Consider the following 25,000-nt stretch of genomic DNA (forward strand, 5'->3'; position numbering starts at 1 on the left):
TTCGAGGAGATTGGCAATCTTCCCAAGGTGGAAAATTTACCTACACATACAAACCCGGAATTGTAAAACAGTTTGGATTCATTTTTCTAAGTCCTGGGGTATTTCTTCCTACGATAGGCTTTTTACTCATTCTCACTTTGATCGCATTGCTCCTTTTATTTCGGAAAGAAAGAGACGTGGACGAGCCGTTAGGGGAAGCGGAGAAAAGATTTCATGCAAGAGGAGAGGAAAGAGAAGTCTATCAGAGAATGTACGGAGATCAGTTCCCTTTTTCTCCGTATGCAAATTCGGAAGGAATTTCTGTTTCTCGTTCTTTTCCAGTGAACGAGTCTGAGTTTGAAACTGCGGAAACCTATGATCTTGCGACCCTGATTCAAAAAGAAGGTAAATCTCCTGGTAAACAAGTTCCGATTCGTAAGTCCGAGACCACTCTCGGAAATGGAGAGCTTTCTGATGTTATGATTTCCGATCCGGGGGTCAGTAAACTCCATGCCAGAATTCGTAAAATCAAAAACCGTTTCGTTTTATACGATTTGATTTCCGACGGGGGAACTTACTTAAACGGTAAAAAAATTCTTAGACCTCGGGTCCTGTACGATTTCGATGAAATTAGCCTCGGAAAAACGGTGTACGTTTTTCGGGCTCGTTAGAATTTCAATCTTCCCAATTCATTCTTCATCCCTTAAAATAGATCCGGGTGGACGAAAAGACCCGATATCCCGACGATGGAAATTCAGGCGGATATCTTTTCTCTTTTCGAGAAACAAATCCAATCCACAAATTCCGAAAGAATGTCTTTCGGGGAGTATTAGAATCCAATGAAGACAATGTTCGAAAAAATCTGGGAAGATCATCTGGTGGGAGAACTGGATGCGGGATCGTATTTAGTTTATATCGATCGTCATCTGATTCATGAAGTTACAAGCCCCCAGGCTTTTGAAGGACTCAAAATCGCGGGCAGAAAGGTCCGTCGTCCGGAGGCGACTTTCGCTACTATGGATCATAACGTTTCCACTCGTACTCGGGATTTAAGCTTAGCCGATCCGATTTCCGCGATTCAGATGCACACTCTGAAAAAAAACTGCGATGAAAACGGAATCCGTCTTTATGATTTTCAAAATCCCGATCAAGGAATCATTCACGTAATTGCTCCCGAAATGGGTCTGACTCATCCTGGAATGACGATTGTCTGCGGGGACTCTCATACATCCACTCACGGCGCTTTCGGTGCGCTTGCGTTCGGGATCGGAACGAGCGAAGTGGAACACGTTCTCGCGACTCAAACTCTCGTTCAAAAAAGAGCGAAGACGATGGAGATCGTCGTCGATGGAAAACTTTCCGACAAGGTAACCGCGAAGGACATCATCCTTGCGATCATCGGTAAAATCGGAACGGCCGGAGCAACCGGTTATGTAATTGAGTACCGAGGTTCTGCAATCCAGGCTTTGAGCATGGAAGCAAGAATGACGATTTGCAACATGTCGATCGAAGCGGGAGCGAGAGCGGGCCTCATTGCTCCGGACGAAATCACGTTCAATTATATCAAAGGAAAAGATTTTGCACCGAAAGGCGCCCAATGGGATCTCGCCGTTAAGAAATGGAAACATTATGTAACCGACGAAGGTGCAAAGTTCGACACCACCGTAGTTCTTCATGCGGATGAAATTACCCCGATGGTGACTTGGGGAACTTCTCCCAGTCAAGTCGTTTCCGTAAAAGGAGTTGTTCCAAGTCCGGACGATGCGACCGATCCAATCAACAAGATCGGAATCGAATCTGCTCTCAAATATATGGATTTGAAACCCGGGGAAAAGATCGAAGAAATCAAAATCAACAAAGTTTTTATCGGTTCTTGCACCAATTCCAGAATCGAAGATCTGAGGGCTGCGGCTACAACCATCCGAGGAAAAAAAGTTTCTTCCAAGGTTCAGGCGATTGTAGTTCCCGGATCGGGAAGGGTAAAACGACAAGCGGAACAAGAGGGTCTGGATAAGATCTTTACCGCCGCTGGCTTTGAGTGGAGAAACCCGGGTTGTTCTATGTGTCTCGCGATGAATGACGATGTTCTCGAACCGGGAGATCGTTGCGCTTCCACTTCCAATAGAAACTTTGAAGGCCGCCAAGGAAAGGGCGGAAGAACTCATCTCGTAGGTCCGGAAATGGCGGCAGCGGCAGCGGTGGAAGGGCATTTTGTGGATATTCGAAGCTGGAAATAATCAAGAGGTAAATTAGAATATTATGAAACCATTTACTGTATTGAACGGAATCGCCGCGCTACTCGACAGGCCGAACGTGGACACGGACCAGATTATTCCGAAACAATTTCTCCGAAAGATCGAAAGAACCGGATTTGGGGTTCATCTTTTTCACGACTGGAGATATATAGACGACGCCGGAACCAAACTCAATCCGGAATTTTCCCTCAACCAAGAAAGATATAAGGGCGCTTCCATTCTTTTAACGAGAGATAACTTTGGCTGCGGATCTTCCAGAGAACACGCGCCTTGGGCCTTGGAGGATTACGGATTCAGATCGATCATCGCTCCTTCTTACGCGGATATCTTTTTCAATAATTGTTTTAAAAACGGAATGCTTCCCGTGGTTTTAAAGTCTGAGGAAGTGGAAGAATTGTTCCGATCCGTTTCGGATAATGTAGGAGCTAAGCTTCAGATCGATCTGAACAAACAAACCGTAACCGGTCCAACTGGAAAAGTATATACGTTCGAAGTGGATTCTTTCCGTAAATATTGTCTTTACAACGGACTTGACGACATCGGTCTTACTCTCAAACAGGAAAGTAAAATCGGGGAGTTTGAAAAAAAACAGAAAGAGGTTGAACCTTGGTTGTACGCTATATAATTCTGCCGAAAATTTATGTTTGATGAAATATCCCGTTCGATTGACGAATTTGGAAACAGTTTCCTTGGCGCGCTGAATAACATTCAGAAATCTTTTGGACGGGAACTCAGCGTAGCAAAACCCGTTAAAGAAACGATTTTGCAGATGATCGGAAATACTCCGCTCATTCGACTGAATCAAATCGGCTCTCATATCCCTAACATAGAATTCTATCTCAAAGCGGAATTCTGTAATCCTACCGGTTCCGTAAAAGACAGAACCGCATTATCCATGCTTCTTTCTTCCGAAAGAAGAGGAGAATTAAAACCCAGAGGACAGGTCGTTCAACCCGGTTACAACACGACTGCGATCAGTCTTGCTTGGATTTGTACGATTCGACAATATAAGTTTCGTTGTTTGGTCGCTGGTGATACCGATCCGCAAAAGATCAAAGATCTGCAAACCTTCGGAGCTCACGTAGAGGTCGTTCCCGAAGCGAAAGGAAATTGGGATGAAATCCTTTTGAGGAAAGCGAAGGAAATCAAAGAAAAAGAAAAGAACGTAGTGATTCTAAACGAATACAAAGATATGGCGAACACAAACGCACATTATCTTTTTACTGGACCTGAAATCTGGAGAGATCTCGGTGGAAGTGTGGACGCGTTTGTAGCTGGAGGAGGTTCCGGTGGAACTCTTTCCGGCGCTGGACGTTTTTTAAAATCCAAAAAATCTTCGGTTCGGATAATCATGGGAGTCAGCCAAAAATCCAGATTCATCCGCAAGATGGTTCAAAAGGAAACTTCCATTCATCTTCCCGAATCCTTTGATCCGAAGATCGTAGACGAATACGTCGGAGTCGATCGGGAACAAGCGCTTTTATACCAATCCGATCTCTATCAAAAAGAAGGAATTTTTGCGGGACAAACAACCGGAACCACTCTTGCGAGTGCGATTCGATTTGCGGAAGGACTTCCCACAAGAGACGACCAAAAATCTCAGGTCTATAGAATCGTAGTCCTTTCCCCCGACCGGTTTTGAAAGAAAGAAAATTCTCCGGCTCGATCGAAGAGTTGGAATTTGTCCGGGCTGAACTCGAAAGGGAAAAGAAAGAAGAGGATTCCCTCTTTTCCAAAGATTGGCTTTCCCGTTCTCTCCAAGACCGGGTTAGGCTCGGAGTCACGTTATACCCTCTTGTCTACGAAGAACAGTCTGTCGGCAGAGAGGGAAGTTGGATCCTTACCTTTCGTTTTCCGAACCAAGAGGAATATCCTTCCAAATTTCAATCCGGCGCCCCGGTTCAAATCGGAAAAAACGAAGATCGTGTTCGGGCTATATTAGTTTCTCTTCATAAAGAAAGAATTCGGATCGCGATCGACGAGGTTCCAGAGTGGACCGAAGATGGAAAATGTTTTCTGGACCTTTTGCCCGACGAGACCTCCTACAAGGAAATGTTTCACGCGTTGCAAGCGGTATCCGATGCGACCAAGGGAACCAGGTTGTATGTAAATCGCGAGCTTTTACTGGGGTACGAAAAACCGGATTTGATTTCCATTCGGGAAGCCGATCGCTCTCGCATTTTAGGAAGAATGAATCCTTCCTTAAACGAATCCCAGAAGAATGCGGTCCTCCATTCCGTTCTTTCCGAAGACGTGACGATTATCCACGGACCTCCCGGCACCGGTAAAACAACCACATTAACCGAAATTGTAAGTCAACTCGTAGCCGACGAAAAAAGAGTTCTTGTGTCCGCTCCCACACATTCCGCTTGCGATCTTCTCGTGGAATCGATTTTCGCAAAAGGAATTTCCGTTTTAAGACTGGGACATCCCGCTCGAATCAGCGACGCTGCGTTGCATACGACCCTGGACTATAAACTTTTTCATCATCCCGACGGAAAATTGTTAAGCGAATACAGAAGGGACGTAATTGAAATTTCCAAACAGGCAAAAAAATATAAACGAAATTTCGGAGAAAAGGAAAGAGAGGAACGAAAGAATCTTTTTCAGGAAGTGAAAGAACTGAAAAAAACGATCCGATCCATGGAAAGAGGACTGATTGACAGTTTGGTTTCTTCCCACCCCGTGATCGTTTCCACTCCGGTTGCGTCCGCACGTTCCGTTTTGGAAGGGCGAACTTTCGACTTTTGTGTGTTAGACGAATCCTCTCAAGGGCTCGAACCCGCTTTTTGGATTCCAATCTTAAAATCGGATCGAGTGATTCTTGCGGGGGATCATAAGCAGTTGCCTCCGTCTTTATTTTCCGAAAAAAATTCTCTAGAGTTTACGCTTTTTGAAAAGGCCGCGGAAAGATTAGAAATGTCCGGGCGGGTTTTTTTGCTCGATACTCAGTATAGAATGAAGGACGAGATTTCTTCTTTTCCTTCCATGGAATTTTATTCGAATCGACTGAAGTCAGGCCGTCCGGGGCCGGAAAGAATTTCTAACTTTCCGGAAACTTTTCCATTTGGGAACGCACTCCAATGGATCGACACGGCTGGAACGGATAGTGAGGAAGTCATTGTTGACGACAGTCTTATCAATTCTTTCGAAGCGGATCTTCAGGTTCATCTTTGTACTCTGCTTCAGGAAAACAATTGGCCGGAGGAAGAGATCACGATTCTTTCCCCGTATCGCGCTCAGGTGCGATTGATTTTGGAAAAATTACAGGAAGCGGGGTTTTCTAAAATCCAAGTCTCTACGATAGATTCGTTTCAAGGAAGAGAGAATCGTTGTATTCTTTTCGGGTTTGTCCGTTCCAATTCGGAAGGTCGTTCCGGTTTTTTAAAGGAATCCAGAAGAATCAATGTAGGTATGACCCGTGCCAAGGACCTTTTGCTTTGTATCGGCGATAGCTCCACTCTTTTGGAAGATCCTTTTCTATCTAGGCTAATTCGATTTGTGGAAGATAAAGGAGTCTTTCGAACCGCCTGGGAATTTCGCGATCCCTAGAGAGCGAAATTGCCAGCGAACAGCGGAGCGTCGTGAGCGGCTTTCAACGTAGTTGAAATCAACCTTATCGCGATCCCTAGAGAGCGAAATTGCCAGCGAACAGCGGAGCGTCGTGAGCGGCTTTCAACGTAGTTGAAATCAACCTTATCGCGATCCCTAGAGACTCTGGACTAACTCCTCAATCAAAAAAGGAAAAGTTCTGACAGGAAACTTACGGTTTACTTTACAAAAATAGAATTTTCTGATAGAGAAAAATTTCCCGAGTTTTCCCGCCTCCATCACCCAATCCGGGGGCGCCCCTTTCACGGGAGACTTTGTCGAAACTCGGCTACCATTTTAGAATATTCTTAAATACGAAAAAACCAAATAAGAAAAGGAGTAAACTTGCAAAAACGTGCGAAACGAGGATATGAAAAGAGGATTGATTGTCACAGATGAACTTGAGGTAGAAATTTGCAAGAGCCAGGTTGAAAACGGAAAGAACCGCGGCCGCTAAAACTGGATTTCCTGGTTTTCCATTTTTCAGGATCAGAATCCCGCTTCCCGCTAAAAAAGCGCTGGAAAGAGAAAGGATGATCCAACATCTCCCGATATGAATATGGATTTTGTTGTCTCCGATCAAATCCCAGACGAATATACATATCGAATAAAGAATCCAAAGAAATGCGAGAAATAGTGGAAAACGAGCGGTTTTGGTAAAGGATTCTTCCGGAAAACGCAATTGGGATAAGGTCCAAAACGAACAAAGAGCGATAAGAGAAATCCAAAAAAAATCTGGTAATAAAGTCGGTAGACGAATGAAACGGCTCGAAGTCGGGTGTAAATAAAGAAGGTAAAGCGATGTGAGAACCACCGCTACCGTACCTAAAATTACAAATCGATTCCAACCATTTTTTCGAATCGGAGGCTCTTGGGCCATTTTTCGAATTAAAGATTCGGTTGTTTGTTCTTGGTAAGACATCGTTTTACTCTACGCGGAAATTTTCCAATTTTGGAGAATGGTTGGACAATAATTTCTTCCCAGTTGAATCTGGAGGGAATCGGTTTTCGTTTTTTTGAATGTGTCCATAATCGAAGGAGCGTTTCTTATCACTCGTCTCAAAATTCAAATTTTTGTTTGAGAAAAAACTCGAAACGATGAAACTGAAATTGTCAACTTTATAAACTTGCGCCCCTGAAGTTACCTTGAGTCCGCTCGGTAATTTGCGTCTCAAATGTTACGGTCCATAGAAAGTAACATTGTAAATTTTGGCTAGGCTCTTATCTTTTCGAAGGTTCTAAGCAGTTAGTTACATGTCAGCTAAAAAAGAAATCTGGGAAGAATGTTCGACGTTAATCCGCAAGGCCGGAGGAGGAGATCAAAGTTCGTATGAAAAATTTCTCCAGCTTGTAACCGGAATTCTCAGATCGTATCTGATTCCACGAATCAGCAATCAAGAAGACCGAGAAGATTTGGTTCAGGAAATTTTAATCGGACTTCATAAGGCTAGGGATTCTTATCGACAGGATCGTCATCCCGCGCCTTGGGTTTTTGCAATTGCAAGATACAAGACGATTGATTATCTGAGAAAGAAGAAAGTAGGAGATCGGACTTTCAGCATGGATAATCTGGAAATTTTCGCTTCTCCAGAACCCGTCCAAGAAGAACCGGAGAACGCCAGGGAGATCCTCAAAAAATGGCTGAACGTTTTGGATGAAAGGCAGAAACAAATTCTCACTCATCTCAAACTTGAAGGGATGAGTGTTCGAGAAGTTTCTGAACGAACGGGTCTTTCCGAATCCAATATCAAAGTCATAACTCATAGAGCGATTCAAAAGATTCGAAAGCATTTTTCACTCGATCTCTGACAAAGTAGCCGCCAAAATCGTCCAAGAATTAACATGATTTCCCATTTTCCGAGCGGCATCCGAGTAGAGTTCTTAGATTCTATTTCCTTGATTTCTAAACAAGAATGGAACTGTATCTCCGATCCCAAAAGTCCTTTTTTAGAATATGATTTTCTCAAATCCTTGGAAGTTTCTTGTTGTATCGGACCTTCCACTTCTTGGATTCAGAGATATTGTGTACTTTGGAAAGAAGACCGTCTTTCGGCCGTAATTCCTCTCTTTCTGAAATTCGATTCGTACGGGGAATATATCTTTGACTTTCAATGGGCTCAATTTTTCTTACAAGCCGGACTCAAATACTATCCGAAAGGTCTTGTTGCAATTCCGTTTACTCCGGCCAATGGAAAAAGGATCCTATACGATACTCGTTTGAGTTTAAAAGAGGTCTGTTCTTATTTGATTCCGGAACTTCTTCAATTTTGTGAAAAAGAGGATTTATCCGGAGTTCATTTTTTATTTCTAGAGAAGGAAGAAGCAGAGATTCTTTCCGAATACGGATTTGCAACGAGGCTTTCCCACCAGTATCATTGGATCAACGGAGGATATTCGAGCTTTGACGATTATCTGGGGGCCATGAAATCCAAGAAGAGAATGCAAATCAAACGGGAAAGAGAGATCGTTCGCAGTTACGAACTTGAGATTCGGGTTCTGGAAGGAAACGAGATTTCTCGTTCAGACATGGACACGATCTGGAATTTTTATTCGGACACCCATTCTCGCAAATGGGGTTCGGCGTATTTAAACCGGAAGTTCTTCGATTCTTCTTTTGAAAGTTTTTTGGATAGAATTGTTCTTGTTCTTGCGTATCGAGAAGGAAAACCCATTGCGGGCACTTTCAATCTTCGAAAGGGCGACTTTCTCTACGGAAGATATTGGGGTTGTACAGAGTATTACCCTCATCTTCATTTTGAATGCTGTTTTTATCAATTGATCGAGTATGCGATTCGAGAAAACATCAAAGTTTTCGAAGCGGGTGCGCAAGGTGAGCATAAATTTCTAAGAGGTTTTCCGGCGGTTCCTACGTATAGTTCTCATCGGATTTTTCATGCTGGAGCTAGAAATGCGATTGAACGTTTCTTAAAGGAAGAAAGATTGCACATGCAGGAAATGATCCAAGAAACCAATGAGCATTCTCCATTGAAGGAAGTGCAGACGAATGTCCACTTTCAGACGGAAACAACTTCGGACTTAGGGAGTTATGAGCCGTGAGTGATATCTTTCGATTCGATACCGAAGAGCAAACTCTCACTAAAGAGAAGGTAAAACTGAAACGTCCTTCCAAATACAGAGTTATCATACTCAACGACGATTTTACTCCGATGGAGTTTGTCGTTTGGATCTTACAATTCGTATTTCACAGAAGTAAGGCGGAAAGTCAACAGATCATGTTAAAGGCGCATATAACTGGAAAAGCATTATGCGGCGTTTACTCGCACGATGTCGCAAGGACTAAGGTCATACAAGTTCAACAATTGGCGGAACAACACGGATATCCACTTCATTGCACGATGGAAGTGGAGGAAGGAGAGGAGGGATTATGATTCTCACGGAAGAAATGGAACGTACCCTAAAAAAGGCTTGGGAAGAAGCCAAAAGAAGAAGAAACGAATTTATCACTTTAGAACATATCCTTTTCGCTCTTACTTATGATACGGTAGGCAAGGAGGTTCTGGAAGCTTGCGGGGCGGACATAGAACGTTTGAGAAAGGATTTGATCGGTTATCTAGAAAGCGAATTGGAAGCTTTTCCAGAATCTTCCGGCGATGTGGATCCGATTTATACGATCGGAGTGCAACATGTTCTTCAACTCGCGGAGTTTCACGTTCAGTCAACAAGAAATAAAAAAATGGACGGAGGGGACGTTCTTGCCGCTCTTTTTCGGGAAGACCAATCGAATGCGGTTTATTTTTTAGGACTACAAGATATTTCCAGACTTGATATCGTTCGTTATATCTCGCACGGAATCCGAAAGGATTCTAAAAATCCCAACAAGGAAATTTTGGGAGAAGAAAATGAAAAAATTTCCGATCCTTTACAAGCCTTTTGTGTAGATCTTACCGCGAGAGCCAAAGAAGGAAAACTCGATCCTATGGTCGGAAGGGAAGAGGAACTTGATCGCACCATTCATATTCTCTGTAGAAGAAGGAAAAATAATCCTATCTTTGTAGGCGAGGCAGGCGTCGGTAAAACCTCAATCGTAGAAGGGCTTGCCCAAAGAGTTGTGGATGGAAAAGTTCCTGAACCATTAAAGAATTTGAAAGTATATTCTCTCGATATGGGACTCTTACTTGCCGGAACCAAATTTAGGGGAGAATTTGAAGAGAGACTGAAAAACGTAGTCACTCAAATCACGGCACGGAATGAGCATGTCCTATTTATCGATGAGATTCATACGATTATAGGCGCGGGTGCGGTTTCGGGCGGTTCTCTGGACGCTTCCAATCTTTTAAAACCTGCGCTTTCCAGCGGAGAACTTCGTTGTATAGGAACCACGACTTACAAAGAATTCAAATCTATATTCGAAAAAGATCATGCGCTTTCCAGAAGATTTCAAAAAGTGGAAGTAGGCGAACCTTCCGTCTTAGAAACGATAGAAATCTTAAAAGGTCTCTTGGAGAAATACGAATCTTTCCATAAGGTGAAATATTCTTCTTCCGCCGTAGAACAAGCGGCGGAGTTGTCTGCTCGTTATATTCTAGATCGAAAACTTCCAGACAAGGCGATCGATCTTTTGGACGAGGCGGGGGCTAGGGTTCGGCTGAGAGAAGGCGGTAAAAAAACGGTCACTGTTCGAGAGATTGAGGACTTAGTTTCCAAGATCGCAAAAGTTCCTTCGGTTACGGTCAAAGCCGATGATCGCGAAAAACTAAAGAACTTGGATGAAGAATTAAAAACCAAGATCTACGGACAAGACGCCGCGATTGATCAGTTGGTTCAGTCGATTCGACTTTCTAGAAGTGGACTTTCCGAACCTGGAAAACCCGTCGGATGTTTTCTTTTTGCGGGACCAACCGGTGTCGGTAAAACCGAACTTACTCGAAAGTTAGCTGAAATTTTGGGTGTGGAACTCGTTCGTTTTGATATGAGCGAATATATGGAAAAACACACTGTGTCCCGTTTGATAGGTTCCCCTCCGGGTTACGTCGGCTTTGAACAGGGAGGACAACTCACGGACGCGATCTATAGAAATCCACATTGTGTGCTTTTGCTTGATGAGATTGAAAAAGCGCACGAGGATATTTATAATATTTTATTACAGATTATGGATCACGCTACGCTTACGGACAATAATGGAAGAAAATCGGATTTCCGTCAGGTGATTCTTGTGATGACGACCAATACGGGAGCACGTGAACGTTCTACAAATCCGGTAGGATTTGCAAATGATCTTTTGGAAGACCGAAGCCTAAAAGCGATCGAAAAGCAGTTTTCTCCCGAGTTCAGAAACCGTCTGACTGCGGTGATCGAATTCTCTTCCCTAAATCAGGAAAATGTAACTAAAGTAGTTGCAAAACAGCTTGCCCTCTTGCAGGAAAGATTAAATTCTAAACAAATTGAACTAGAGTTTCAGGATGATGTACTTGTTTACATCTCAGACAAAGCTTATACACCCGAGTTCGGCGCAAGACCCGTTCAAAGATGGATCGATACTCATATCTCAAAACGGATCTCCGAAGAAGTTCTTTTCGGAGCGTTGAAATCCGGAGGTAAAGTAAAATTGATTTCCGGCAAAGAGGGAATTGAAATGAAATTCACATCCGGAAAAAAATCCTGAAGCTCAAATACCAAAATCCAATGAAACAAATTACAATTCGTATCATTCTGATACTTTTACTCTTCTCGTGTAGGGAAACTCCTCTTACAATCGAGGGCAAAAGGGTTTCTACAGATTTACTCGTAAGCCCTTCTCACGGAAAAAAACACGTCGATTACTTCAGCGAAAGTAAGAATCTTATGATCGCAACTGATTCTCCCGAAGCCACTCAAGCGGGGATCGAAGTCGGGTCGTTAGGCGGAAATGTAGTGGACGTAGCCGTTGCAACCTCGTTTGCGATTTCGGTTACAAGACCGCATTCGACCGGACTGGGTGGGGGAGGTTTTCTTATTCTTTACTTGAAAGAATTTTCGGAACCGATCGCTTTTGATTTTCGAGAAAGAGCTCCTAACGCGGCATCCAGAGACATGTATAAGAAAAAACCGAAAGAAGATTCTTTGCTTGGGTTTCGAGCTGTAGGTGTTCCGGGTAATGTAGCGGGTCTTGTTCAGATCCAAAAACGTTACGGAAAACTTTCTCTCAAAACGGTAATTTCTCCCGCGATTCGATTGGCAGAAAAAGGATTTCCTATGTATCCTGATTTGCAGTCTGCGATTCAGAAGTCTTCGAAAGATATGGATCAGGAAATGAAAGGGATTTTTCTTCCGGGAGGAAAAGTTCCCGAGTTAAAAAGTATTCTGGTTCAAAAGGATTTGGCGAATTCTTTGAAGTTGATTTCCGAAACGGGTGAAAAGGAATTTTACCATGGAAAAATCGCAGATGCGATCACGACCGCGATGAAGGCTAACGGCGGGTTGATAACTTCTCAAGATCTAAGCGATTTTAAGGTGATTGAAAAGAAAACTTTAAAGACGACGTATCGCGATTATACGATTTATACGATGCCTCCGCCTTCTTCGGGAATTCATCTCCTCACGATGTTATCGATGTTGGAAAAAGAATCTCTCAAAGAAACGTATGAAAAAGACCCGGCTTTGTATTATCATTTCGTTACGGAAGTGATGAGAAGGGGATATGCGGACCGTGCGGTTTTCGGTGGCGATTCCGCGTTTACGAAAATACCTGTGAACCGTCTTCTTTCTAAGAAATACGCGGAGGAAAAGATTTCCGACTTCGATCCGAAAATCGCCTCTAGTAGTTCTTCTTTTCTAAAAACTCTTAACTTCGGTGCAGAGTCTCCGCAGACTACTCATATTTCGGTAATGGATCGAGAGGGAAACTCAGTATCTACGACTCAGTCCATCAATTTTCGTTTTGGGGCCTCGGTTATGGCTCCCGGAACCGGAATAGTTTTGAACGATACAATGGATGATTTTAGTAGGGCTCCCGGAGAACCGAACGTATACGGTTTGATCGGTGCGGAGGCGAATTCTATTCTTCCTAAAAAGACTCCTTTGAGTAGTATGTCTCCGACCATCGTTTTTAAGGGAAAGGAATCCTTTTTAACCACTGGGGCACCGGGAGGAGCTTACATCGTCAACGCGGTTTTGCAATCTCTTGTCTACAATTTGGATTTCAATTTAACCTTGTATGAATCCGTCGCAAGGGGAAGAATTCATCATCAACTTTTTCCAGACGCTGTGTTTATAGAAAAATCTGTGAATGAAAGGAACGTGTTCGATGGTCTTTCGTCTAAAAAGCACGATATCCGAATTGCTCCGAACTTTGCGAAACTGTTCTCGGTCAAAAGAGAGAACGGAATGCTCTATGGAGCTTCCGATCCACGTGGGGAAGGGGCCACCGGCGGACTTTGAAAACTAAGGAACTCACTCAATCGAAGATAGAAGAAGTATCCCTCGAAATTCTTTTGAGACATGCCGTAAAGGCGAAACACGGTTTGGAAAAGGAAAGTATGAGGGTAGGACCCGATGGAACGCTCGCGAAAACCCCGCATCCAGCGCATTTGGGTTCGAGTTTAACCAACCATTATATCAAAACCGATTTTGCGGAGCCTCAGCTCGAATATGCGACCCATCCTCGTCCTAAGATTGAAGCGAATATTCGTGAATTACAAGATTTGCATATATATACGTTTCGTCAATTGGACAACGAACTCATCTGGCCTTTCAGTATGCCTCCGATTCTACCGAAGGACGAAAACGAAATTCCTCTCGGGCAATACGGGACTTCCCATTCCGGGAGATGGAAAACGATCTATCGTCACGGATTGGGTCTTCGTTACGGAAGGAGAATGCAGACCATCTCCGGAGTTCACTATAACTTTTCTTTCTCGAAAGTTTTCCTTCGTCAATTTTTGGGAAAAGAAATTTCGAACTTTACGAAAGAGGAAATCTCTTCTCTTTATCTGCATGTGATTCGAAATTTTATGAGAAGGGTTCATTATTTAACGTATCTCACCGGATCTTCCGCTGTTTTCGATTCCACTTTTTTGCCAAATCCGGGAAATCTCAAATTCGAAGAACATAAGAATTTTACGTTATACTCTCCTTATGCCACTTCGCTCAGGATGAGCGAGATCGGATATACGAGTAAGGTTCAGGATACATTAGGAATTCATTATAATTCTTTGGAAGAATATGCAGAACGGATGTGTTACGCGGTTCATACCCCGTATCCTAGTTATGTTTCTTTTTCTCAAAATGCGGACGCTCAACTCAATCCGAATTATCTTCAGATCGAAAACGAATTTTACTCTCCGATTCGTCCGAAACAGGTTCCTAAGGGAGATGAAAGACCATTAGATGCTCTTCTTCGAAGGGGAATCGAATACATAGAAATTCGCTCCTTGGACATCGATCCTTATTCTCCTGTGGGAGTTTGTAGGCTTAATCTCGCTTTTACCCAGTTGGTTCTTTTGGACTCTTTGCTTAGTCCTTCTCCTTTGATTTCCGAAGAAGAGAATATGATCTTAAAAGAAAATTTGGATTCCGTGATTTGGGAAGGAAGAAATCCAGAATTGAAAATCAATTCGAACGGAACCAAGAAAAAATTTCAAGTAGCCGGGGCGGAATATTCGGAGTCCTTGAGACACTACGCAAAAATTTTGGATCTTCATACCAAAAAACGTATGTATCAGGAAGCAATCGACTTTCAGATCAGAAAGTGGAAGAATCCGGATAAGACCCCTTCCGGAAAATTACTTTCCGAAATTCTAAAACGTGATATTGAATTCAGAGATAAGGGAATGGAACTCGCCCGTGAAAATCGACGCGTTCTTTCTTATTTGGAATATTCTCCTGGAACTCTGATGAAGATAGAAAAAGAAGCGGTTCGTTCTTTTCAAGAAAAAGAACAATTGGAAAAAGAAGAAATCCAAACCCAATATCCCACCGTTAAACTATGCAATCACTGAAATTAAAACCGGGTGAATTTTTTTCCCCGGAAATATTTACTCTGGAAGGATTCGAGGATCTGGAAATTTCCACACAGATTGTGATTCGAGACGCTCTCAATCGGGGTTTGGAAGTGGAGGTTTTGGATCGTAAGAATCATTTTTTAAGACTTAGAAACTCAAATGGATTCGTTCAATATGTGAAGGAAGCCTCTAAAACCGCTTTAGATTCCTATATGTCTTTTCTTGTAATGGAAAACAAAACGATTTCAAAAATTGTAATGCACGAGTCAGGGCTTTTGGTTCCTGAGGGAGATAGTTTCGGGGATCCGGAATCGGCTTTAGTATTCTGGAAAAAAAATTCTGATCGAAAGATAGTTGTAAAACCGGTGACTACCAATTTTGGAATCGGGATCACGATTTTGACTCCGCATGCTTCCGAGGAAGACGCAAAGAAAGCGATTAAGATCGCGTTCAATCATTCCGAATCGATAATTGTGGAGGAATTCGCAGAAGGAAATGAATACCGTTTTTTGGTGATTGGTACGGAAACCGTCGCGGTTTGTAATCGAGTTCCCGCTAACGTAACCGGCGATGGAATTCATACGATTGAAGAACTTGTTGCTTTAAAAAACGAGGATAAAAGACGGGGAGTGGGACATGTGACCCCATTGGAAAAAATTCAATTGGGTGATACGGAACTGGACGTCTTGCAACAATCCGGTTTTACGAAAGATTCTATCCCTTCCAAAAATCAAAAAGTTTTTTTAAGAAAGAATTCGAATATCAGCACGGGAGGAGACTCAATCGACGTGACGGATTTGGCCCATCCGTTTTATAAGGAACTGGCGGTCAAAGCGGCGCAATTGGTCGGTGCGAAAATTTGCGGCGTAGATATAATCCTAAAAGATTTGGAAAAACAGGAAGATTATCGAATTCTGGAGTTGAACTTCAATCCCGTTTTATATATTCATAACTATCCTTATGAAGGTAAAAACAGGGACGTCGGAAATAAAATTTTAGACTTACTTGGTTTTTAGGAAGTCTTCTTTTTTGAGTTTTGCGTACTTTACGATTTCTCTCGATTCGTACATCTTAATATCATCGTCGACCAGAAAGGGAACTTGGTTCTGTCCTCCGAGTTCCACTACTTCTTTTCTGCCGAGAGTTCCCCGGCTGGCTTCAACGAGTTCGTAGTCCTTTCCCGCGACGAGTCCCATATTTTGAAACTCGTTCCTTACATAGCAGCAGTAAGGACAGGATTGAAACTGATACAACTTCATCATGAGTTTAAGATTCCCACTTTTTTCTGGAGATCTCCGGACTTTGCCATTTCCACCACGATATCGTGACCGCCGATGAATTCTCCGTTGATATAAAGCTGTGGAATGGTCGGCCAGTTTGCGTAGTCTTTGATTCCTTGGCGCATTGTTTCGTCCGAAAGAACGTTAAAGGATTCGAACGAGATTCCTAAACTTCTTAAAACGTTAGACACACCGGCAGAAAAGCCGCACATAGGTGCTTCCGGAGTTCCTTTCATAAAGAGAAAGACCTTACTAGTTCCTATCAAATTATTTATCTTTTGTTTTACTTCTTCGTTCATTCTTGTATCCTCGTTTCTAGTGCTAACGCGTGCACTTCTTGTTTTAGTTCCTCTTTCAGAGTTTCATAGACCATTCTATGTTGTTCTAAAATGGATTTTCCTTCGAATCCTTTGTAAATCACAACTGCTTTGATATGCACTCCGTCCCGATAAGGATCTAAGATCGTTACTTTGGAATCGGGAAGACCGAATTCTATCTTATTTTTAATTTCGTCGATTGTCATCGTTCTTTCTTTAGACTTAAATTTTAGGTGATCTTTTTTCTTTCAGCAGATCTTAGTTTTAGGATTTTGTACCCCTTTTTTGTTACAATCCAGAATTTAATCCTGTTCCCTTGTTTCGAGAACAATCGCGTGTAAACCCCGATCGATCCATGGTTTGAGAATGGAATATACCATTCTATGCTGTTCTACTTTTGATTTTCCCGAAAATTTCGAAGAGACCAATACAATTTTCATATGAGTTCCTTCCGGTTTGTTTTCCGGATTTCCAATATGGCCTGCGTGTTCCGCGCTCAAATCTTCGATTTCCAATCTGTAAGGATTCAAGGAAGAATTTAAAAGGGAACGGATTTCTTCGGAGATGCTCATAGACTGAAGATTGATTAATTTCGGATCCCGATCCCTTTTTTCAATAAATGTACAGAGAGAATGTATAACGATAAGGTTGCGACTCCAATCATAGAAAGAGCGAACCACGGTTCAATATCGCTCACACCTAAAAATCCGTAACGGAACGCGTTCACCATATACAAAATCGGATTCAATTTGGAAACGTTCTGCCAAAATGGAGGAAGCATTTGGATCGAATAGAAAACTCCCCCTAAATACGTCAAAGGAGTTAAAATAAAAGTTGGGATGATTGCCACGTCGTCGAACTTTTTTGCGTAGAGTGCATTTAACAATCCACCTAAAGAAAACAAAAGAGAACTTAAAAACACGGTGGCGATTAACATCGGAAAATGATACACTTCCAATTCTGTGAAGAAGAGGGAAATCGCGATCACGAGGACTCCAATCGACATTCCTCGAATTACTCCGCCGATCGTAAAACCAAGTACTATCAAAGAGGGAGGAGTGGGTGAAACCAAAATTTCCTCTATGTTCTTTTGAAACTTTGCGCCGAAAAAGGAAGAAACCACGTTGTTATACGAATTGATGATTACGGACATCATCACAAGGCCCGGAACAATAAATTGGATATATGTGTGATTTCCAATACTGCCGATTTGAGAGCCGATCAATTTTCCAAAGATGATAAAGTAAAGTGTGATCGTGATTCCTGGAGGAATGATTGTTTGAACCCAAATGCGTAGAATTCGAATCGTTTCCTTGATGATGATGGTCTTGAACGCGTTGTATTTTTCGATTAAATTCATAATTTTTTCTCCACCAATTTGAGAAAGAGTTCTTCCAAGCGGTTGGATTTATTTCTCATACTGCTGATCTTGATTCCATCTTGATCAAGGAGTTTAAATAAATCGTTGAGAGAAGCATCTCCATAGATGGAGGCTTCGAGCGTAGAATTATCCGTTTGTTTAATATCTATACCTGCAATCGTTTTGAACGAATTAAGATGACCTGTAAAATCCAAGATAAAAGTCTCATGATCTAATTTTTGAAGAAGGTCTTTCATTGAAGTATTTTCCACGATCTTTCCTTCGTCTATGATCGCTATGTTTCTACAAAGGCTTTCCGCTTCTTCTAAATAATGGGTCGTGAGAATAACCGTGATTCCGGATACGTTGAGTTTTTGAAGAAATTCCCAAAGAGATCTTCTGAGTTCGATATCCACGCCTGCGGTCGGTTCGTCCAGGATCAAAATTTTCGGGCTGTGAATGAGCGCTCTTGCGATCATGAGCCTCCGTTTCATTCCACCGGAAAGTTTGCCCGCTGATTCTTTTCTTTTTTCGTAGAGTCCGAGTTGTTGCAGATACTTCAATGCGCTTTCGGTGGCGATCTTTCGATCCATACCGTAGTAACCGCCTTGGTTGATTACGATTTGATCCACTCTTTCGAAAACATTGAAGTTGAATTCCTGAGGGACGACTCCGATATATGCTTTCGCTTTGGCAAGGTCGGTATCTATATTGGCGTCGAAAATTTGAATCTTCCCCGAAGTTTTGTTCACTAAAGAACTCAAGATTCCGATCGTTGTGGATTTTCCGGCTCCGTTCGGGCCAAGAAGCGCGAAAAAATCCCCTTTTTCCACGTTAAGGCTGATTCCTTTAAGGGCGGTGACTCCACCTGCGTACGTTTTGACTAAATTCTCAATTTGCAGAGCAAATTTCATAGATTCTAAATTTTCCCATTATTCTTTTATTTGTAAAAGTTCACTTGCTTTTCTGGCCGCATTACGTGCAATTTCGGGTAACGCAGGATGTATATATATCATTCTTAAAAGGTCGTCTAAATTTCCGTCGATAGTCATCAAGAGGATAAAAAGATGAATCACATTGGAAGCTTCGTCTCCGATCGCGTGTGCTCCTAAAACTTTTCTCGATTTTTTATCCACGAGAATTTTCACGAATCCGGAATCGGAAAGCCGCGCCATTCCGGTCGCGCTGGCACTGTACGGATTTTTAGCGGCGACATAATCGATTCCTTCTTGAACGAGTTGTTCTTCCGTTTTTCCTACTCTGGCTACCTGAGGATGTGTAAAAACTGCGTGCGGAATCGGAGGATAATTGATCGGAGTCTTTTTCTTTTCTTGGTATAAGGTGCGGAATAAAAATTCTCCTTCGAAATTTACGGAATGTCTGTAAAAATATTTTCCGGTGATATCACCTAATGCGTAAACTTCGGGAGAAGTGGTTTCTAAGTATTCGTTTACGATAATGTAACCGTTTGCATCGGTTTGGATTTTAGTATTCGACAAATTCAAAAGATCAGTATTGGGTCGGATTCCGGTTGCGACCAAAAGCGCTTCTGATTGAAGTTGTAATTTTTTTCCATTCGCTTCGACTTCGATATGAAACATTTTCTCTTTATATTCTAATTTATGAATATTTGTGTGGAGTAGGACATTGTGTTCTTTGGTAAAAACCCGTTCAAACTCGTTTACGATATCCCCGTCTTCGTTTTTGAGGATTTTACTTCGAACTAAAAAAGTAACCTCGCTTCCGAACGCAGAGTACGCAAAACCCAATTCCAAAGCGATAAAACCGCCTCCGATTACGACCAAGGATTTTGGAAGATCGGTTCTGCGAAGGGCTTCTCTACTTGTCATATAAGGAGTCCCAGCAAGGCCCGGAATATTCGGGATTGAAGGTCTTGCACCTGACGCGATAAAAATTCTTTTTGCGGTCAGTTGTTCTCCGTTTACGGTGATCACTTTATCTGAAACAAAACTTGCGGTCCCTTGGATGTAGGTGATATTCGGATTTTTATCGTACGCCGGAAGAATCGATGCAGATTCTTCGTCCACCGTTTTTGAAACTCTTTCTATGAGAGATTTAAAATCGACTTTAGGTTTGCCGGGAAATGAGATTTGAAATTTCTCCGAATTCTTAGCAAGAGAAAGAATTTCAGCTGGATAAATCAACATCTTGGAAGGAATACATCCGCGATTGAGGCAGGTTCCTCCGGGAGATTCTTTTTCGATTACCGCAACTTTATAACCGATTTTGGAAGGAGGTGTGATTAGTTTGGTTCCTCCTCCCGTACCAATTACGATAATGTCATATTCTTTCATAAAAAGAACCGCCTCGGTTACAGATTCTAACCTTGTGGCCAAGAGGGCAAACTATTTCTAGAGTAAATTCACCATTGATCTCGTAAAGAACGAAGGAAAATGAAAAAGGAAGTCGGATCATTATCGAGAAGCTGCTTAGAAGCGATCTTTTTCGAAACGTTTTCTCGAAGTTCAAGGGAAGGTTTATCACACTGAAAAAACGTATTGATTTTTCTTTCTTTTCCGAGGTTGGTTGTGAGGAATTCCACATTCTTGGGTAGACGGGAACATTCTTCCAAAGTACGAATTGCATCTTGGTTGGAAGGATTAAGGGAAAGTGTGAACTTTAAATTCGTTTCGAGATAATCATGGCCGGGATAGAGAAGAATCTCTTCTCCCAAAGGATAGAATTGTTCCAAAATCGTTTTTGCAAGAACTTCCGGGTCGCCGCCTCGATGACAGTTTCCGACTCCCGCGTTAAAAATTGTATCCCCTGTAAAAATCGCCTTCGCTTTTTGATTTTCAACGAGAAGTAAACATACATGACAAAATGTATGACCGGGCGTATCTAGAATTTCCAAATATTCTTTAGAAGAACGAAGAAGGCGATCTCCTTTCTTGAGAGGATGAGTTGCGTGTGGAATTTTGCCGATGCCTCCGGGATGAGAATATACCGTGCACCCGTATCTTTGAACAAGCCCCGTGTTACCGGACGTATGGTCTCCGTGTTCGTGTGTATTCAGAAGAAGGTCTAATTTCCAACCTTTGGAATCCAGAAATTTTTCGATCTGTTCGGAATCGTAAGGATCGATGGAAAGGGTTTCGGAGGTTTCGGAGTTTCTGAGAATGTAGGTGAAGTTTCGGAGAGGACTGTTCGTATAGATCCGAAAGACTTCCAGAAAACGACCTTAATGAATGATATCCAGGTGTTTGTCGAGATTCGCGATTTTCAAAATCGTCATAACGTCTCTGCTGATGTTTTTGAGCTTGAGAGAACCGTTCCGTTCCGTCACGTATTTTTGGGAGTTGAAAATGGCCCCAATCCCGGAAGAATCCAGATACGCGTCTCCCGAAAAATCAAGGACGATATCGATAAAACCTTCGCCGTGCTTTTTAATGATGAGTTCTTTGAGAGCGAATGCGTTTTTAAGGCTGATACTCCCTTGAATTCGAATCGTGCAAGTTGTGCCTTCTGTGAGAATTTCTGTATTAAAGCTTTCCACGTTTGTATTACCCAGAATCTGTTATAAATCCTATTCGACCGACGTACTCGGTAAACAAAATTTTTCCTAATCCTACCTTAACTCATAAGAAATTTTTCGTAAATAAAGAAGAATTCGCTGGAAATCCTGATAGAATCGATAATTCTGGATAGCATTTTCCTAAAAATCATCCGCTTATCGGAATTGTCTTTTAAAATTATGCGCATAAAATTTTGGGGTGTACGCGGCTCGATTTCCTCCTCTGTTCGAGGAGAATCGATTCGAAATAAGGTACAGAAGATTCTCGGGCTCGCGACTCCCGCAGATATACAAAGTCCCGACGCGATCGATACTTTTCTCGATTCTCTTTCCCTTTCCAGTTGGAGCACTTACGGAGGTAATACGACCTGTATCGAAATTCGAGACAAGAAAGACAATTTAGTTATCATAGACGGCGGTACTGGAATCAGAGAATTAGGAAATTCCATTTTACACGAAGGTTTTTTAGAAGGGAAGGGAAAGGCAAAGTGGATTTTCACTCACACACATTGGGATCATATTCAAGGAGTTCCTTTTTTTGTTCCTCTGTATGCTCCGGGGAATACATTCGATATTTTGAGTTCCGTAGACAATTTAGAAGAGCGACTTAAGTACCAGCATAGTTTTACCCATTTTCCGGTTCCTTATGACGGATTTCGAGCCACGAAAAATTTTAAGTTTATTCCGGAAGGAAAAGCGTTTCCGGTAACAGAATCCATCTCCGCGATTTCCAAGTCGGTTCGTCATCCCGGGGGAAGTTTTTCTTATCGTTTCGAGGAGGAAGGAAAGTCTCTCATCTTCGCTTCGGATGCGGAGTTTAATTTAGATGAGATGGAGAATATTCAGGACTATTTAAATTATTTCCGGGGGGCGGATGTTCTCGTTTTCGATACCCAATATACGTTTGAAGAATCCTTACAAAAAATCGACTGGGGTCATAGTTCCGCTTCTATGGCTACGGATATCGCTTTACGTGCAAACGTGAAAAAACTTGTGATGTTTCATCACGATCCTTCCTATGACGACGAAAAGTTGGATGCGGTCTATTTGAGAGCCTTAAAATACAAAGAGATGTTCGATCCGCACAATCAGCTTGAGATCATCATGGCGTACGAAGGCCTGGAACTGGAAGTATAACTTGCGGTTTTTCTAATATTACAATTCGGATTTAACCTTTCATTCAAAACTTTTGGGAGAATCTTTCATGAGCGATTATATCATCGGGATTGATGCTGGAACCACTGGAATTCGAATTTTTTGTTTTAACAGATCCGGGAACGTGATTTCGAGTTCTTATTCCGAATTCAAACAGTACTATCCGGAATCGGGTTGGGTGGAGCATGACGCGGAAGAGATCTGGGCAAAAACTGAAAAACTGATCATCAAAGCGATTCGTAATGGAAAATTAAGTCCTTCCAAGGCGGTTGCGATCGGAATCACAAATCAAAGAGAAACCACCGTATTGTTCGATAAGGATACGGGCAAGCCGGTTTATAATGCAATTGTATGGCAATGTAGGAGAACTGCCGGAATTTGTACGAATCTAAAATCGAAGGGTTTGGAGCCGCTTTTCCGTAAAAAAACGGGACTTGTTTTGGACGCATATTTCAGCGGAACAAAAATTCAATGGATTCTGGAAAATGTGAAAGGCGTGAAAGCGAGAGCCGAAAAGGGAAAAATACTTTTTGGAACCATCGATACGTATCTGCTCCACCGGTTGACCAACGGAAAATCGCATAAAACCGATCATACGAATGCGAGTAGGACTCTAATCTATAATATAGAAAAGAAGGAATGGGACAAGGAATTGACTCAGATTCTTGGAATTCCGGATTCTATTCTTCCCGAAGCGCATAACTCTAGTTCTCTTTTCGGAAGAACGGAGAAGGTGAAAGGACTTCCGGACGGAATCCCGATTTCTTCTCTCGTTGGAGATCAACAGGGGGCCTTATTCGGCCAACTCTGCACAGAACCGGGGGAAGCGAAAAACACCTACGGAACCGGATGTTTTCTTTTGTTTAACACTGGAAATAATTTTCAGATTTCAAGGAACAATCTCCTTACAACTCTTGGATGTGGCCCGGAAGGAAAGACGGTTTATTGTTTGGAAGGTTCCGTTTTTATCGGAGGTGCCGTCGTTCAATTTTTGAGAGACAATCTGAAGTTTTTCAAAGAGTCCAAGGTTTCCGAAAAATTCGCTTCCTCCGTTAAAAAGGAAGACGAAGTTGTGTTTGTTCCCGCATTCACTGGACTCGGCGCTCCGTACTGGGATATGAATGCAAGAGGTGCGATTTTGGGTCTGACGAGAGATACGACCGCGGAACAAATTACGAAAGCCGCGTTGAAATCGATTGCACTTCAATCTTATGAACTGGTGGAAGCGATGGAGAACGATACCGGTTCAAAGCTAAAAGTTCTCAAAGTGGATGGGGGAGCCACCGGAAACTCCTGGCTGATGCAGTATCAATCCGATGTGTTGGGAAAACGCGTAATTCGCCCTTTGAATGTGGATACGACTGTATTGGGTGCGGCTTTTTTAGCGGGACTTGAAAGAGGATTTTTTCCCTCTGTTGCGGATCTGAAGAAGAAAATCAAAGTAAGTAAAGAGTTTTCCCCTCAGATGAAAGTAGCACAGAGGGAAAAGGAAATTCGGATCTGGAAGGATTCCGTTCGAAGAATCCGCACCGATCAATAGTCGAACCCCAATAAACAAAATTCGAATGTTTTTCCTTGGGAATTGATTCCGGCTCCACAAAGAATTCGGAACTCCGAAAAGAGAGGGATCTCAAGGATTCTTCCAGGTGGTATCTTTAAAAAGAATTGCTCGTCCCTTTCTCGTTTGGAAATAAGCGTATCTATCCGAACGATTTCCACCCATTCTAAAATTTGAAAAAAGATTCCTTTTTCGGTAACCGCGTAAAGTTCGATCGCACGGATTCCGGAAACTTGAAAATTAAATTTTGATGTTTGAGGAAGACTTTGAAATTCGATTTTTATTTTTTGATTGGGGGCGATTTTAGAGTCGTCGATATTTTCTTGATAAATTTTAAATATTCCATTTTCATAATATATTTTTCTTGAAAAATTCTTAAAAATTTCCTTTTCGATCGTTTCTTCCAGAGATTCCCCAACTTCCGGTTTTTTAATCGGAGAATTGAGGATGGACTTCAGCTTATTCTTGGATATGTTTTTTTCGATCATTGTTTTGACCGGTGGGGAAAGTTTGGGGTAGGAGAACCGGATAATCCTTTCGTCCATCGTATTCAAAATCCGGTTTAGAAAAGGGCCGTGAATCAAAGGAAGGATTTCTATCTGAAATATTTGGTCCTTTAGGAATGACGCGAAATCGGGTTCGTGACTGAATAAATTGGATACGATCGTTTGTTCTTCGGCGGGGGTTCCCGCAAAAAGAATTTTGATCAAACGAAAAAGGTATGATTTTTGTTTTGGATTGAAGTAGAGGGATTCTATCTTTTTCTCCACTTCGAGTTCGGACAATTCCGGATTTACGATGTCTTTCAAAGAAAGATAACGTGTCGAAACCATCTTGTTTCTTCTTTGTCGATACAAGCTGAAGTTTCCGGTTTTTACGGTGCCGATGGAAGTAAGATTCGATTCTCCCCTGACGATTCGGAAAGGAATAGATCCGATTGGAAGGTATGGATTTTGTTGAATCGGATATTTTGTATCGTTTGCGATTTCAAAGGACGGTTCGGGGAAACGTTCGCCTTTGGAAAAAATTTT

25 protein-coding genes (2 of these 25 only partly in view) are annotated in these 25,000 nt (G+C 42.2%); 14 read left to right on the forward strand and 11 right to left on the reverse strand.

The genetic code is table 11. The features are described from left to right. The 5 genes from LEP1GSC062_RS07870 to LEP1GSC062_RS07890 form a co-directional block, all read left to right on the forward strand. Positions 1-650: the 3' portion of an FHA domain-containing protein gene (locus LEP1GSC062_RS07870; RefSeq protein ID WP_020983948.1), read on the forward strand. Its footprint begins 790 nt before the window's first position; 650 of the gene's 1,440 nt are visible here — the last part of the coding sequence; its start codon lies beyond the left edge, outside the window; it ends in the stop codon at positions 648-650. A gap of 168 nt (positions 651-818) precedes the next feature. Beyond that, a complete protein-coding gene (gene leuC, locus LEP1GSC062_RS07875) occupies positions 819-2,216 on the forward strand; it encodes a 3-isopropylmalate dehydratase large subunit (protein WP_020983933.1) in 1,398 nt (465 codons plus the stop codon). 22 nt (positions 2,217-2,238) lie between these two features. Further along, entirely contained in the window at positions 2,239-2,859 is a 621-nt protein-coding gene (gene leuD / locus LEP1GSC062_RS07880; RefSeq protein WP_039941542.1) for a 3-isopropylmalate dehydratase small subunit, read from the forward strand. Between the two features lie 15 nt (positions 2,860-2,874). Continuing rightward, positions 2,875-3,876, forward strand: coding sequence for a PLP-dependent cysteine synthase family protein (locus LEP1GSC062_RS07885; protein ID WP_020983939.1), 1,002 nt, complete (start codon positions 2,875-2,877; stop codon positions 3,874-3,876). Beyond that, positions 3,873-5,786 (forward strand): AAA domain-containing protein, encoded by a 1,914-nt coding sequence (locus LEP1GSC062_RS07890; protein ID WP_010578087.1) that lies wholly within the window; start codon positions 3,873-3,875, stop codon positions 5,784-5,786. The genes LEP1GSC062_RS07885 and LEP1GSC062_RS07890 overlap by 4 nt, the downstream gene beginning before the upstream one ends. A 328-nt stretch (positions 5,787-6,114) precedes the next feature. Here LEP1GSC062_RS07890 and LEP1GSC062_RS07895 read toward each other — a convergent pair whose 3' ends face one another. Beyond that, positions 6,115-6,747: an NrsF family protein gene (locus tag LEP1GSC062_RS07895; RefSeq protein WP_010578088.1), complete on the reverse strand. Its 633-nt coding sequence runs from the start codon at positions 6,745-6,747 to the stop codon at positions 6,115-6,117. 332 nt (positions 6,748-7,079) lie between these two features. On the opposite strand from LEP1GSC062_RS07895, the gene LEP1GSC062_RS07905 reads away from it, so the two are divergent. The 7 genes from LEP1GSC062_RS07905 to gshAB are packed head-to-tail and all read left to right on the forward strand — an operon-like array spanning position 7,080 to position 15,780. After that, entirely contained in the window at positions 7,080-7,634 is a 555-nt protein-coding gene (locus tag LEP1GSC062_RS07905) for a sigma-70 family RNA polymerase sigma factor (protein WP_010578089.1), read from the forward strand. A gap of 33 nt (positions 7,635-7,667) precedes the next feature. Further along, complete coding sequence (locus LEP1GSC062_RS07910; protein ID WP_010578090.1) at positions 7,668-8,882, forward strand: GNAT family N-acetyltransferase; 1,215 nt, start codon at positions 7,668-7,670, stop codon at positions 8,880-8,882. Further along, a complete protein-coding gene (gene clpS / locus LEP1GSC062_RS07915; RefSeq protein WP_002626657.1) occupies positions 8,879-9,214 on the forward strand; it encodes an ATP-dependent Clp protease adapter ClpS in 336 nt (111 codons plus the stop codon). Before LEP1GSC062_RS07910 ends, clpS begins: the two co-directional genes overlap by 4 nt. Further along, positions 9,211-11,448 (forward strand): ATP-dependent Clp protease ATP-binding subunit ClpA, encoded by a 2,238-nt coding sequence (gene clpA, locus LEP1GSC062_RS07920; RefSeq protein ID WP_020983931.1) that lies wholly within the window; start codon positions 9,211-9,213, stop codon positions 11,446-11,448. The genes clpS and clpA overlap by 4 nt, the downstream gene beginning before the upstream one ends. Before the next feature lie 20 nt (positions 11,449-11,468). Then, entirely contained in the window at positions 11,469-13,202 is a 1,734-nt protein-coding gene (ggt, locus tag LEP1GSC062_RS07925; RefSeq protein WP_010578091.1) for a gamma-glutamyltransferase, read from the forward strand. Next, positions 13,199-14,761 carry a glutamate--cysteine ligase gene (gene gshA / locus LEP1GSC062_RS07930; protein ID WP_010578092.1) on the forward strand — a complete coding sequence of 521 codons (1,563 nt, stop codon included), beginning with the start codon at positions 13,199-13,201 and terminating at the stop codon, positions 14,759-14,761. The genes ggt and gshA overlap by 4 nt, the downstream gene beginning before the upstream one ends. Next, positions 14,749-15,780, forward strand: coding sequence for a bifunctional glutamate--cysteine ligase GshA/glutathione synthetase GshB (gene gshAB / locus LEP1GSC062_RS07935; protein ID WP_010578093.1), 1,032 nt, complete (start codon positions 14,749-14,751; stop codon positions 15,778-15,780). The genes gshA and gshAB overlap by 13 nt, the downstream gene beginning before the upstream one ends. On the opposite strand, the gene LEP1GSC062_RS07940 is transcribed toward gshAB, so the two are convergent. The 9 genes from LEP1GSC062_RS07940 to LEP1GSC062_RS07980 all read right to left on the reverse strand — a co-directional run bounded on the left by LEP1GSC062_RS07940 (position 15,766) and on the right by LEP1GSC062_RS07980 (position 21,238). Continuing rightward, a complete protein-coding gene (locus LEP1GSC062_RS07940; protein WP_039941544.1) occupies positions 15,766-16,026 on the reverse strand; it encodes a glutathione S-transferase N-terminal domain-containing protein in 261 nt (86 codons plus the stop codon). The genes gshAB and LEP1GSC062_RS07940 overlap by 15 nt on opposite strands. Beyond that, positions 16,023-16,343, reverse strand: a complete 321-nt coding sequence (gene grxD / locus LEP1GSC062_RS07945; RefSeq protein ID WP_010578095.1) for a Grx4 family monothiol glutaredoxin — start codon at positions 16,341-16,343, stop codon at positions 16,023-16,025. The genes LEP1GSC062_RS07940 and grxD overlap by 4 nt, the downstream gene beginning before the upstream one ends. Continuing rightward, positions 16,340-16,567: a BolA/IbaG family iron-sulfur metabolism protein gene (locus LEP1GSC062_RS07950; RefSeq protein WP_010578096.1), complete on the reverse strand. Its 228-nt coding sequence runs from the start codon at positions 16,565-16,567 to the stop codon at positions 16,340-16,342. Before LEP1GSC062_RS07950 ends, grxD begins: the two co-directional genes overlap by 4 nt. A 96-nt stretch (positions 16,568-16,663) precedes the next feature. Continuing rightward, on the reverse strand, positions 16,664-16,933 hold the full coding sequence (locus LEP1GSC062_RS07955; protein ID WP_010578097.1) for a BolA family protein: 270 nt from the start codon (positions 16,931-16,933) through the stop codon (positions 16,664-16,666). A gap of 14 nt (positions 16,934-16,947) precedes the next feature. Further along, positions 16,948-17,721 carry an ABC transporter permease gene (locus tag LEP1GSC062_RS07960; protein WP_010578098.1) on the reverse strand — a complete coding sequence of 258 codons (774 nt, stop codon included), beginning with the start codon at positions 17,719-17,721 and terminating at the stop codon, positions 16,948-16,950. Beyond that, entirely contained in the window at positions 17,718-18,635 is a 918-nt protein-coding gene (locus tag LEP1GSC062_RS07965) for an ABC transporter ATP-binding protein (protein WP_010578099.1), read from the reverse strand. Before LEP1GSC062_RS07965 ends, LEP1GSC062_RS07960 begins: the two co-directional genes overlap by 4 nt. An 18-nt stretch (positions 18,636-18,653) precedes the next feature. After that, positions 18,654-20,036 (reverse strand): dihydrolipoyl dehydrogenase, encoded by a 1,383-nt coding sequence (locus LEP1GSC062_RS07970; RefSeq protein ID WP_039941571.1) that lies wholly within the window; start codon positions 20,034-20,036, stop codon positions 18,654-18,656. Positions 20,037-20,104: 68 nt separating this feature from the next. Next, complete coding sequence (locus tag LEP1GSC062_RS07975) at positions 20,105-20,758, reverse strand: hydroxyacylglutathione hydrolase C-terminal domain-containing protein (protein ID WP_139356630.1); 654 nt, start codon at positions 20,756-20,758, stop codon at positions 20,105-20,107. A 165-nt stretch (positions 20,759-20,923) separates the two neighbouring features. Continuing rightward, positions 20,924-21,238: an STAS domain-containing protein gene (locus LEP1GSC062_RS07980; protein WP_002626623.1), complete on the reverse strand. Its 315-nt coding sequence runs from the start codon at positions 21,236-21,238 to the stop codon at positions 20,924-20,926. 198 nt (positions 21,239-21,436) lie between these two features. Here LEP1GSC062_RS07980 and LEP1GSC062_RS07985 point away from each other — a divergent pair, with 198 nt between their 5' ends. Further along, positions 21,437-22,393: an MBL fold metallo-hydrolase gene (locus tag LEP1GSC062_RS07985; RefSeq protein WP_002745677.1), complete on the forward strand. Its 957-nt coding sequence runs from the start codon at positions 21,437-21,439 to the stop codon at positions 22,391-22,393. Between the two features lie 67 nt (positions 22,394-22,460). Next, a complete protein-coding gene (gene glpK / locus LEP1GSC062_RS07990) occupies positions 22,461-23,951 on the forward strand; it encodes a glycerol kinase GlpK (RefSeq protein WP_010578102.1) in 1,491 nt (496 codons plus the stop codon). On the opposite strand, the gene LEP1GSC062_RS07995 is transcribed toward glpK, so the two are convergent. Beyond that, positions 23,945-25,000, reverse strand: the 3' portion of a protein-coding gene (locus tag LEP1GSC062_RS07995) for a hypothetical protein (RefSeq protein ID WP_039941573.1). Its footprint extends 240 nt past the window's final position; only the last 1,056 of its 1,296 coding nucleotides appear in the window; its start codon lies off the right edge, out of view; it ends in the stop codon at positions 23,945-23,947. The genes glpK and LEP1GSC062_RS07995 overlap by 7 nt on opposite strands.

The organism is Leptospira alexanderi serovar Manhao 3 str. L 60 (assembly GCF_000243815.2).
Lineage (GTDB): Bacteria > Spirochaetota > Leptospiria > Leptospirales > Leptospiraceae > Leptospira > Leptospira alexanderi.

Bases quoted from the DNA above. Each gene is read 5' to 3' on its own strand.
- leuC (WP_020983933.1), top strand. From the start codon at position 819: ATGAAGACAATGTTCGAAAAAATCTGGGAAGATCATCTGGTGGGAGAA.
- leuD (WP_039941542.1), top strand. From the start codon at position 2,239: ATGAAACCATTTACTGTATTGAACGGAATCGCCGCGCTACTCGACAGG.
- LEP1GSC062_RS07885 (WP_020983939.1), top strand. From the start codon at position 2,875: ATGTTTGATGAAATATCCCGTTCGATTGACGAATTTGGAAACAGTTTC.
- LEP1GSC062_RS07895 (WP_010578088.1), bottom strand. From the start codon at position 6,747: ATGTCTTACCAAGAACAAACAACCGAATCTTTAATTCGAAAAATGGCC.
- LEP1GSC062_RS07905 (WP_010578089.1), top strand. From the start codon at position 7,080: ATGTCAGCTAAAAAAGAAATCTGGGAAGAATGTTCGACGTTAATCCGC.
- LEP1GSC062_RS07910 (WP_010578090.1), top strand. From the start codon at position 7,668: ATGATTTCCCATTTTCCGAGCGGCATCCGAGTAGAGTTCTTAGATTCT.
- clpA (WP_020983931.1), top strand. From the start codon at position 9,211: ATGATTCTCACGGAAGAAATGGAACGTACCCTAAAAAAGGCTTGGGAA.
- ggt (WP_010578091.1), top strand. From the start codon at position 11,469: ATGAAACAAATTACAATTCGTATCATTCTGATACTTTTACTCTTCTCG.
- gshAB (WP_010578093.1), top strand. From the start codon at position 14,749: ATGCAATCACTGAAATTAAAACCGGGTGAATTTTTTTCCCCGGAAATA.
- LEP1GSC062_RS07940 (WP_039941544.1), bottom strand. From the start codon at position 16,026: ATGATGAAGTTGTATCAGTTTCAATCCTGTCCTTACTGCTGCTATGTA.
- grxD (WP_010578095.1), bottom strand. From the start codon at position 16,343: ATGAACGAAGAAGTAAAACAAAAGATAAATAATTTGATAGGAACTAGT.
- LEP1GSC062_RS07950 (WP_010578096.1), bottom strand. From the start codon at position 16,567: ATGACAATCGACGAAATTAAAAATAAGATAGAATTCGGTCTTCCCGAT.
- LEP1GSC062_RS07955 (WP_010578097.1), bottom strand. From the start codon at position 16,933: ATGAGCATCTCCGAAGAAATCCGTTCCCTTTTAAATTCTTCCTTGAAT.
- LEP1GSC062_RS07960 (WP_010578098.1), bottom strand. From the start codon at position 17,721: ATGAATTTAATCGAAAAATACAACGCGTTCAAGACCATCATCATCAAG.
- LEP1GSC062_RS07965 (WP_010578099.1), bottom strand. From the start codon at position 18,635: ATGAAATTTGCTCTGCAAATTGAGAATTTAGTCAAAACGTACGCAGGT.
- LEP1GSC062_RS07970 (WP_039941571.1), bottom strand. From the start codon at position 20,036: ATGAAAGAATATGACATTATCGTAATTGGTACGGGAGGAGGAACCAAA.
- LEP1GSC062_RS07985 (WP_002745677.1), top strand. From the start codon at position 21,437: ATGCGCATAAAATTTTGGGGTGTACGCGGCTCGATTTCCTCCTCTGTT.
- glpK (WP_010578102.1), top strand. From the start codon at position 22,461: ATGAGCGATTATATCATCGGGATTGATGCTGGAACCACTGGAATTCGA.